Annotated in this window: 6 protein-coding genes and 1 pseudogene; 2 read left to right on the top strand and 5 right to left on the bottom strand. The window is 51.0% G+C overall.

What is annotated here, in order from left to right:
• The 4 genes and pseudogenes from FDW94_RS24010 to FDW94_RS09120 all read right to left on the bottom strand — a co-directional run.
• A pseudogene (locus tag FDW94_RS24010) lies at window positions 1-148 on the bottom strand (DNA oxidative demethylase AlkB); the annotation flags it as partial.
• Entirely contained in the window at window positions 148-1,212 is a 1,065-nt protein-coding gene (gene ada / locus FDW94_RS09135) for a bifunctional DNA-binding transcriptional regulator/O6-methylguanine-DNA methyltransferase Ada (protein WP_137377470.1), read from the bottom strand. The gene ada and the pseudogene FDW94_RS24010, both read right to left, overlap by 1 nt.
• A 79-nt stretch (window positions 1,213-1,291) precedes the next feature.
• Entirely contained in the window at window positions 1,292-2,344 is a 1,053-nt protein-coding gene (gene apbE / locus FDW94_RS09130; protein WP_079934557.1) for an FAD:protein FMN transferase ApbE, read from the bottom strand.
• A gap of 114 nt (window positions 2,345-2,458) precedes the next feature.
• Entirely contained in the window at window positions 2,459-3,574 is a 1,116-nt protein-coding gene (locus tag FDW94_RS09120) for a porin OmpC (protein ID WP_048215883.1), read from the bottom strand.
• 737 nt (window positions 3,575-4,311) lie between these two features.
• On the opposite strand from FDW94_RS09120, the gene rcsD reads away from it, so the two are divergent.
• Window positions 4,312-6,981, top strand: coding sequence for a phosphotransferase RcsD (gene rcsD / locus FDW94_RS09115; RefSeq protein ID WP_137377469.1), 2,670 nt, complete (start codon window positions 4,312-4,314; stop codon window positions 6,979-6,981).
• Between the two features lie 16 nt (window positions 6,982-6,997).
• Window positions 6,998-7,648 (top strand): response regulator transcription factor RcsB, encoded by a 651-nt coding sequence (gene rcsB / locus FDW94_RS09110; protein ID WP_003027592.1) that lies wholly within the window; start codon window positions 6,998-7,000, stop codon window positions 7,646-7,648.
• A gap of 118 nt (window positions 7,649-7,766) precedes the next feature.
• On the opposite strand, the gene rcsC is transcribed toward rcsB, so the two are convergent.
• A complete protein-coding gene (gene rcsC, locus FDW94_RS09105; protein ID WP_137377468.1) occupies window positions 7,767-10,613 on the bottom strand; it encodes a two-component system sensor histidine kinase RcsC in 2,847 nt (948 codons plus the stop codon).
• Window positions 10,614-10,687 lie beyond the last annotated feature (74 nt).

Here is a 10,687-nt window from a genome sequence, read left to right as displayed (position 1 = left end):
CCATCTGGCGAAACGGCGACTGTCTGGCGACAGCCGCTATCGCCTGCAGTAAAGAGGGCGCAGAGTCAAAAGCGAAACGTCGCAGAATAACCGCACCTGACGCCAGCGGTTCCTGCCAGGGTTTAGCATCCGCAAAGAGATCGAGCATTATGTTTCCTCGCCAGTAGTTTCCCGTTGCAGTAACTGCGCCTTGCGCGCAATACCCCATCGGTAGCCCGAAAGTGCGCCATCGCCACGGATCACCCGGTGACACGGGATAACAATCGCCAGTTTGTTGGCCCCACAGGCACTGGCCACCGCGCGCACCGCCTTCGGTTTGCCGATGGCGCTGGCCAACTGTTGGTAACTCACTGTTTCACCGCACGGAATTGCGCACAGCGCCTGCCACACCTGCTGCTGAAAGGCTGTTCCCCGAATATCCAGGGGTAGCGATAGCGACGCGTCACGCGAGTTGATCGCGACGATCACTTCACGCACGCGCTGCTGAAAATTGGCATCTGCAGGAACATCCTGCGCGGCGGGAAACAGCGCATGAAGATCCGCAACCAACGTAGCGTCATCATCGCCAAGCAAGATCGCGCAGATACCCCGCTCGCTTTCCGCCACCAGACAACGGCCCAGAGCGCAATCTGCGAGGGTATAGCGTACAGAAACGTTGTCGCCACCTTTACGAAATTGCTTTGCCGTCATGCCTAATGCTTGATCGGCTTTGCGGTAGTAGCTGCTGCTGTCGGGGAATCCGGCGTTGAGAATCGCCTCTGTAACCGAAACACCTTTCGCCAGGGCATCGCGCAGACGGCGAGCACGCCATGATTGTTGCCACACTTTCGGGGTCATGCCCGTCGTGGCTTTGAACAGACGATGCAAGTGATACGGGCTCATTGCCACCTGCTGTGCCAGCTCGTCCAACGTAAGAGGTGACTCTTGCTCCAACAACTGACAGGCGCGGGCAATTTTATCCAGCCGATGCTGTTGCGCGCTGTCTTTATCCGGCTGGCAGCGCTTACAGGGGCGAAACCCGGCATCCTGTGCCTGCTGGGCATCGGCGAAAAAACGGACATTTTTGCGCAGCGCATGTTTTGCCCGACAGGACGGACGGCAGAAAACACCGGTGGTCTGGACGGCAAAAACAAACTGACCGTCGGCGTTAACGTCGCGATCCACAACGGACTGCCAACGGTCATCGTCAGTGATGCGTAAACGATTTTTCATTTCGGACTCCTTTGTTAAGCATAGCGCTTAGCCTCAGTGTGTCCCCATCGTCGGGCATAAAAACCCGCAATCTTGCTTTTTAATTTTTTTCGCTGACCAGAAAGCTATTAAACTGCGGCGACATCCAGGTTTTAAACCCCTCACCCTCTTTCACAATCATATAGACCGCCAGCCCTTCACGACGCACGACTTCTTTGGCCTTTTCCGGGCCGAGCACCATCAATCCGGTATCCCAGCCATCGGCTTCCAGCGCCGTTGGCGCAATCACCGTTACGGACACCAGATTATGTTCGATCGGGCGACCGGTTTGTGGATCGATAACATGGGAAAGGCGCTTACCGTCCAGCTCATAATAATTCCGGTAGCTGCCGGAGGTGCTAATGCCGTGCCCGTTAATGTCGACAATCGCCTGCACCGCGTTTTCACGATCGGTGGGTTTCTGGATTGCCACTCGCCACGGATGCCCTTCAGCATTCATTCCCCTGCTGTTCAGCGCACCACCAACGGAAACCAGATAACGGGAGATCCCCTCTTGCTCCATCAATCGAGCCAGATGATCGGCGGCATACCCTTCACCAACGGTCGAGAGATCAACATACAGATCCGGCAAGTCTTTTTGCAGGTAGTTCTGATGCGCTTCATTCACAACTTTCAGATGAGAAAGCCCGGTTTGCGCTTTTGCAGCGTCAATTTGCGCTTGGGTGGGAATATGCAACGGCTGCTGATCCGGGCCAAAGCCCCACAGGTTGACTAACGGCCCCACGGTGATATCCATGGCCCCATCGGTTTTTGCACCAATGCGTAGCGCCGAAGTCACGATATCCGCCATGGCGTCGTTAACCGGCCACGGCGACAGGCTTTTCGACAGGTTAAAGCGCATTAACGCAGAATCGTTTTTATAGGTGGAGAGCAGTTGATCATCGGCATCAAGCTGAGTCTGGATCTTGGCCTGCAGTTCCCTGGCGCGTTTGGCATCTACGCCTACCACACTGACCCGCCAGAAAGTGCCCATCGTTTTACCTTCCAGAACCGTGGCAGGAATTGTGGTCTGAGCAGGTTTCGGGGCCTCATCGCACCCGACAAAAAAGATCGTCACAGCCAGCAGTGCTGCGCGATAAAAATTCATTTCCATACGTAATTATCCTCATGCGAACGGGCGCAAGAGTACACCAAAAATCGTTGTTTGTACGGCGAAAAAACGGCATTAAAAAAGGCCCCGCAGGGCCTTTGATAGACATAATGTAGATTAGAACTGGTAAACCAGACCCAGTGCTACGATGTCATCGGTGCTGATGCCAGCATCACGAGTGAACTGGTTGTCATCCAGCAGGTTGATTTTGTAATCAACATAGGTGGACATGTTTTTGTTGAAGTAGTAGGTCGCGCCAACATCAACATATTTCAGGATATCTTCGTCGCCATAGCCGCGGCCCAGGTCTTTACCTTTGGACTGCAGGTAAGCCACGGACGGACGCAGACCGAAGTCGAACTGGTACTGAGCAACGGCTTCGAAGTTCTGTGCTTTGTTAGCCCAGCCCAGGGAGCCCGCACGCGTTGCGTTGTAGGTCTGGGTGTACTGTGCTGCCAGGTACACGTTGTTCGCGTCGTATTTCAGACCACCAGTGTAGGTTTCAGCACGGTCGCCAGTACCGAAGTTCAAACGGTTCTGCTCGTCAGTACGTTTGGAGCTGGTGACAGCAGTACCCAGTGCGAAGCCTTCACCGATATCATAAGTGATAGATCCGCCAACGCCGTCGCCGTTTTGACGCAGCGCGTCACGACCGTTGTTGGTCACGCCAGTGAACGTTCTGCCGTTCTCGTCTTCGCCGCTTACGCTACCGTTTTTACCCTGATACTGAATGGCAAAGTTCAGGCCATCAACCAAACCGAAGAAGTCGGTGTTACGGTAGGTCGCGAAGCCGTTACCACGCTGCTGCATGAAGTTGTCAGCACCGTAAGTATCGCCGCCGAATTCTGGCAGGACGTCGGTCCAGGACGTTACGTCGTAAACTACGCCGTAGTTACGACCGTAGTCGAAAGAACCTACGTCAGCGAATTTCAGACCCGCAAACGCCACACGCGTCCAGGCGTTGTTTTCACTTTCAGCCGCATTACCCTGAATCTGGTATTCCCACTGGCCGTAACCGGTCAGTTGGTCGTTAACCTGAGTTTCGCCTTTGAAGCCGATACGCATGTAAGTCTTGTCACCATCATCACCTTTGTTGTCGGAGAAATAGTGCAGACCGTCGACTTTACCGTACAGATCTAATTTGTTGCCGTCTTTGTTATAAATTTCAGCCGCATTCGCTGCGCCTGCTACCAGCAGTGCTGGTACCAGGAGGGACAGTACTTTAACTTTCATGTTATTAACCCTCTGTTATATGCCTTTATTGCTTTTTTATGCCACTGCATACTGATTAAGGTCATTAACCAGTCGGCAACTTCATTCTCCGCAAAAACACAGAATAATCCAACACGAATATGATACTAAAACTTTTAAGGTGTTTCATTTATCGGTATAGATGTTTCTAAATGTTAATGCAAGGGAACTTTTTTAAAATCAAAAAACAGTCGAAATAAGCACAAATAATCAAGAATCATTTCAATTCTCTTTAAAATCAATGCATTGCACAAAAATATCTTATAGCACTGAATGACAAAACAAAATCTTCACTCGCAACTAAAATAGACCCGCTATCATCATTAACTTTATTTATTACCGTCATTCATTTATGAATGTCTGTTTACCCCTATTTCAGCCGAATGCTCAGCGTTCGGTTTTTTTTTACCCTTCTTTACACAAAACTTACCTTTCTGTGCTACCGATGAAAAACTATAACGACTATTAACTATCTCGGGCGTCACGATCAGATATAAGTTTGATAAATAATTTCTTGTTATTTAATGCTAAATGTATACATTCCGTACGAATATTTGTACCCACCTTTATCCACTGTACACCTTTGCACCGCCATGACTGCAACAAAATCAGGCGCAAAGAATGCAGGCCAGGCGGCGCGGTGTAAGTGTGGTAATTCATACATTACCCTTTATACTGCCCTTTCATCTTTCGCGTCGTTTAACAGGTCATAAACACGAATGAGTCAGTCTGACACAACGGTTTCCACCCGATTCTCCCTGTTACCAGGAAGTATTACCCGTTTCTTCTTATTACTGATCGTTGTGCTGTTGGTGATGATGGGTGTTATGGTCCAGAGCGCCGTCAACACCTGGCTAAAGGATAAGAGTTATCAGATTGTCGATATTACCCATGCCATTCATAAAAGGGTCGATACCTGGCGATACGTGACCTGGCAAATCTATGACAATATTGCCGCTACAACCAGTTCACCAGGCGCAGATGGGCTACAGGAAACGCGTCTGAAACAAGATATCTATTATCTTGAGAAACCCCGCAGAAAGACTGAAGCGCTGATTTTCGGCTCGCATGACAGTTCTACACTGGAAATGACCCAGCGCATTTCAACGTATCTGGATACGCTGTGGGGCGCGGAGAATGTCCCGTGGTCAATGTATTACCTGAATGGTCAGGATAACAGCCTGATCCTCATCTCGACGTTACCACTGAAAGATCTTACCTCCGGTTTTAAAGAATCGACGATTGGGAATATTGTCGATTCCCGACGCGCTGAAATGCTGCAACAGGCTAATGCGCTGGATGAGCGTGAAAGCTTCTCTTCTTTGCGCCGCCAGGTCTGGCAGAACGGACATTACTTCACGCTACGCACGACCTTTAATCAACCGGGGCATTTGGCCACCGTTGTCGCCTTTGACCTTCCCATTAATGACCTGATCCCTCCTGGGATGCCGTTGGACAGTTTCCATCTGGAACCTGATGCCACCTCAACAACCGAGCATATTACTGAAAAAGAGTCACCAGACAGCGTCAGTATCAGCTTCAACAATGGCAAGATTGAAATCTCTTCAGCGCTGAATTCAACGGATATGCGACTGGTATGGCAAGTTCCATTTGGCTCCTTGCTGCTGGATACGCTGCAAAACATTCTGCTGCCGCTGTTATTGAACATCGCATTGCTGGCCCTGGCGCTGTTTGGTTATACCACCTTTCGCCACCTCCCTGCCCGTTCGACTGAAGTGGCGCCAAACCTTGCGGCAAATAATGAGCTGCGTGTTCTGCGCGCAATCAATGAAGAGATTGTTTCCCTTCTGCCGCTGGGATTACTGGTACACGATCAGGAAGCAAACCGCACAGTTATCAGCAATAAAATTGCCGACCACCTGCTGCCGCATTTAAATCTGCAAAACATTACCAATATGGCAGAGCAGCATCAGGGAGTGATTCAGGCCACCATCAATAATGAACTGTATGAAATCAGACTGTTTCGCAGCCAGATCTCCCCGAGAACGCAGATCTTTATCATTCGTGACCAGGACCGCGAGGTGCTGGTCAATAAGAAACTGAAACAAGCACAGCGGCTGTATGAGAAAAACCAGCAGGCCCGCGCGGCCTTTATGCAGAATATTGGCAGCGCGCTGAAAGACCCCGCGAAAACGCTGGCTGCGAATGCCGCCGCGCTCAATACACCAGACAGCCAGAAACTGGCCAATCAGGCCGACGTTCTGGTGCGCATGGTGGACGAAATCCAGCTAGCCAACCTGCTGGAGAACGATGCCTGGAAAGGTGAATCCACACTGTTTTCCGTGCAGGCATTAATTGACGACGTGGTTCCGGAGGTTCTGCCGGCCATTAAGCGTAAAGGGCTGCAACTGCTGATTAAAAATCACTTAAGCGCCCATGACGAACGCCGTGGCGATCGCGATGCCTTGCGCCGTATTTTGCTGCTGTTGATCCAATATGCGGTAACCACCACGCAGATTGGTAAAATCACGCTGGAAGTCGACCAGGATGAGTCAGAGGCCGAACGCCTGACCTTCCGCATTCTGGATACCGGGGAAGGCGTCACATTAAATGAAGTTGATAATCTCCATTTCCCATTCATTAATGACACGCAGGGCGATCGGTATGGCAAAGCCAACCCGCTGACGTTCTGGCTGTGCGATCAGTTAGCCCGCAAGCTTGGCGGACACCTGAATATTAAAGCACGGGAAGAACTTGGAACACGTTACATCGTCCATGTTAAAATGCCGCTGCACGATCAACATGCTGATAGTGAAGAGCGCCTGTTGGATGACGTCTGCGTAATGGTTGATGTCACCTCAAATGACGTACGGAGCATTGTATTACGTCAGCTGGAAAACTGGGGGGCAACCTGCATCACGCCTGATGAACGGTTGAATAGTCAAGAATATGATCTCTTTTTAACGGATAATCCGTCTAATCTTACTGCCTCGGGCTTGCTTTTGAGCGATGATGAGTCTGGCGTACGGAAAATTGGCCCCGGTCAGCTGCGCGTCAACTTTAATATGAGCAATGCTATGCAGGAAGCTGTCCTTGAGCTGATTGAAGAGCAGCTGGCACAAGAAGAGTTCCAGGAACTCCCCCTCGGCGGAGATGAAAACGCCGAACTTCATGCCAGTGGTTACTACGCACTCTTTGTAGACACAGTACCGGATGATGTTAAGAGGTTGTATACTGAGGCGGCTATCAGCGATTTCGCTGCATTAGCCCAAACGGCCCATCGCCTGAAAGGCGTGTTTGCCATGCTTAATCTGGTACCCGGCAAGCAGTTATGTGAAGCGCTGGAACATCTTATTCAAGAGAAAGATGCTCCAGGTATAGAAAAATACATCAGCGACATTGACGTTTACGTCAAGAGCTTGCTGTAGCAAGGTAGCCCAATACATGAACACTATGAACGTAATTATTGCCGATGACCACCCGATTGTACTGTTCGGTATTCGTAAATCACTTGAGCAAATCGAGTGGGTAAATGTTGTCGGCGAATTTGAAGACTCCACTGCACTGATCAACAATTTGCCTAAGTTGGATGCGCATGTGTTGATTACCGACCTCTCCATGCCGGGAGATAAATACGGTGATGGGATCACGTTAATTAAATATATCAAGCGTCATTTCCCGAGCCTGTCGATTATCGTTCTGACCATGAACAACAATCCGGCTATCCTGAGCGCGGTACTGGATCTCGATATCGAAGGGATCGTACTGAAGCAAGGCGCGCCAACCGACCTGCCAAAAGCGCTGGCCGCGCTGCAGAAAGGTAAGAAATTTACCCCGGAAAGCGTGTCTCGTCTGCTGGAGAAAATCAGCGCCAGCGGCTATGGCGACAAACGTCTGTCACCGAAAGAGAGTGAAGTTCTGCGCTTGTTTGCCGAAGGTTTCCTGGTTACTGAGATCGCCAAAAAGCTCAACCGCAGCATTAAAACCATCAGTAGCCAGAAAAAATCGGCAATGATGAAGCTCGGTGTGGAAAACGATATCGCACTGCTGAATTACCTCTCCTCCGTGACGCTGAGTCCGTCAGACAAAGAATAATTCTTTATCACGTCAAAATGCCTGATGGCGCTGCGTTTATCAGGCCTACGAACACACAGCATCGTGCACGTTTCGTAGGCCAGGTAAGACTAACGCCGCCATCCGGCGCTTTTATCCCCTATCCCCGCGTTTTTCTCACTCTTTCCGCATAGACCGCCAGCGTTTGCTTCAATACGTCTAAGGTCACCGGCTTGGACAGACAGCTATCCATACCTGATTCCAGACAACGCTGCTTCTCTTCGGCAAGCGCGTTTGCCGTTACCCCCACAACAGGCAGCGTCAACCCTAGCTGGCGGATACGCTGCGTCAGGCGATAACCATCCATGTTTGGCATGTTGACGTCACTCAGCACGATATCGATATGGTTTTTGCTGAGTACATTGAGCGCATCCACACCATCATTCGCCGTTTTACACTGATATCCCAACGATCCCAGCTGATCGGCCAGTAAGCGCCGGTTGATAGGGTGATCGTCAACAACCAGGATCATCATGTCATCGTTCGTCGCACCTGCTTTATCCGGGGCTGGCAGCGCCGTGGAGAGATCTTCACTCCCCAGCTCTACGCTATAGATATGCGCCAACAGCGCAGGCAGCTCGTGCGGTGACGCCACGCTGTGTACCCATTCTCCAGGCTCTCTTTCCAGCGGAATGCCAATATGGCGGCGGCAGAAAATTACCGCTGCCCGTCCTTGCCAGGCCTGTTCCAGCACATCGTCAGCCACCAGCAGGTCATCCGCATCGGGCTGTTGTCCCTCATATCGCAGCACCGTCATCCCGTTACGCGTCAGGCTGGATTCGAGAAATTGGTACAGTGACGCATTGCGTACTGCCAGCCAGCAACGCGTGCCAGCCAATCCTTCTACCCCCTTTTTCAGCGGATACTGTGCGCCATAAAGCGGAATACGCAGCGTAAACCGACTCCCCATTCCCGGCTCGGAATCGACGGAAATATCCCCATCCATCATGCTGATCAGTTTTTCACAAATCGCCAAACCGAGTCCCGTTCCCTGGAAATTACGCTGTACGCCAGTCCCCACCTGGAAGAAAGGATCGAACAACCGAACCACCTCTTTGGCAGGGATCCCTACACCGGTATCACGCACTCGAATGCTCAGGTAGTCGCCGCTGCACTGCACGTGCAGCACAATACAACCGGTATCGGTAAACTTGATTGCGTTACTCAGCAGATTAGAAATCACCTGTTGTAAACGCATCGGATCGCCATTCAGCGCCACGGGCACATCCGGGTCGATAAAGCAGTACAACCCCAACTGCTTGCGGACCACCAGCGGCAAATAGTTAGCCGTAATATGGTTCATGACTTCACGCGGTGAAAACTCTCGCGGCTCAATCTTCAGCTGTTCAGATTCAATTTTTGAGAAGTCGAGAATATCGCTGATAATTTTCAGCAGCAGGCTGGAAGAGTTATTCATCGCCGTTACCAGACGATCCACCCCACTCGGTAACTCTTTGGTTTGCAACAAATCAAGGTTTCCGATAATGCCATACAACGGTGTACGTAGCTCATGGCTCACCGTCGCAAGGAACATCGATTTGGACTGACTAGCCTGTTCCGCCGCCTGCGCCATCTCCTGCAACGACTCTTCCATTTTAACGCGCGCACTGACATCAACCAGGACACAAATTGCCACGTTTTCATTGCGATAGCGCGAGTGCACAAAGCTGATTTGCAGATTGGTATTGTTGCTGGTCAGTACATCAACAAAATTGACCTGTTGGCCGCAAATAATTTGCGTTAACCGCTGACGGTCTTCATGCGTCAGCATGTTCAGATAGGTGTGCGCCAGTTCGTTACTCAGGATGTTAATCCCATCCATCGTGCGCAGAATACAAATACCCACCGGCGCAGAAGCTACGATTTTACGGTTAAACTGCTCATGTTCTTCCAGCCGCTGAGCATCGCTTTCCGCTGGAATAAAAATGCGCCGTTCATACATGCGCGTGAGCATAAACAATGCCGCGCCAACCAGCACGTTCAACAAGATAGCGTTCAGGATCATCATGCGGATCCGCTCCAGCACCAGATCGACCGGAACGGAATAAACGATGCTCAGGGAGGACGGAGGCAGATTCTTCTTCAATACCAGCTCGCGGAAACCCGGCGTGTAACCAAACCAGGAGCGTTCCTGCATCCAGTGGGGCTCAGCCTTAATATTCCCTTCAGGGCCAGTGAGCGAAATCAGCGCATGCCCATTTTCGTCGAGGATGGTCACGCCCATCGGTAAACTGCCCGGCGTGAAGAAATTCTCCATACGAATAGGCTGCTCTACGCCCAACAGCGCCTGGAGGCGATTGGCGAGGTAAACCGGCGTCAGCGCATAGAAATACCCTACTCCCGGACGCGGCCCCTGGCTGATCCAGAACAAATTGTTGCCGTTTTCATCTTGCGTAGCATTGCGATACTTAATAATGCGCTCATGCAACGCCTTCAGGGCCTCGTCACGTTCGACAGGCATATCACGCAAGCCGAAATTGGCCATACAGAGGTTGTCGCTGCCAATCAGGAACACTCGATTTAAATCATAGGCGGCGGAAAAGTTGTCGCGCCAGTAGCGCATAAACCATGCCAGTGATTCCAGAGAACCTCGCCAGGCGTTGCCCATGACAGAACAGTCGGAGTCGGCAAACAACGGCTCAAAATTTGGCACGACGGTTTTATCATCTCGCGCCCGCAGCGACATCACGCCGTTTTCTGCCGTTAAGCGATTCTCGGCAATATATTTCAGTTCTTTAATGACATCAGATGTGCGCTGAATGTAGCGCTGGGCCTGATCGGAGCTGAGATTAAGCTCCTGATGGATCTCAGACTCTCGCTGATGCAGCGCATTCACAATGTAGAACACGGAGGCGAACGCAATCAGACACCAGATAACGAGCGCCAACGCTCTGAACAGGTAGCGTGAAACTTTTAGGGTTGAATGAACGGAAGCAAGGTATTTCAAAGGGGCGAAGCTCCGCCTCAGGGCATTAATAGAGTGTGGTTAAGGTAGCGGTAAATGTCTTTTGTCGCAATGCC

The sequence above is a fragment of the Citrobacter sp. wls757 genome, from assembly GCF_005280935.1.
Classification (GTDB): Bacteria; Pseudomonadota; Gammaproteobacteria; order Enterobacterales; family Enterobacteriaceae; genus Citrobacter; species Citrobacter portucalensis.
Note: the sequence above shows the minus strand (reverse complement) of the source record. Positions and strands in the feature narration are given on the sequence as shown.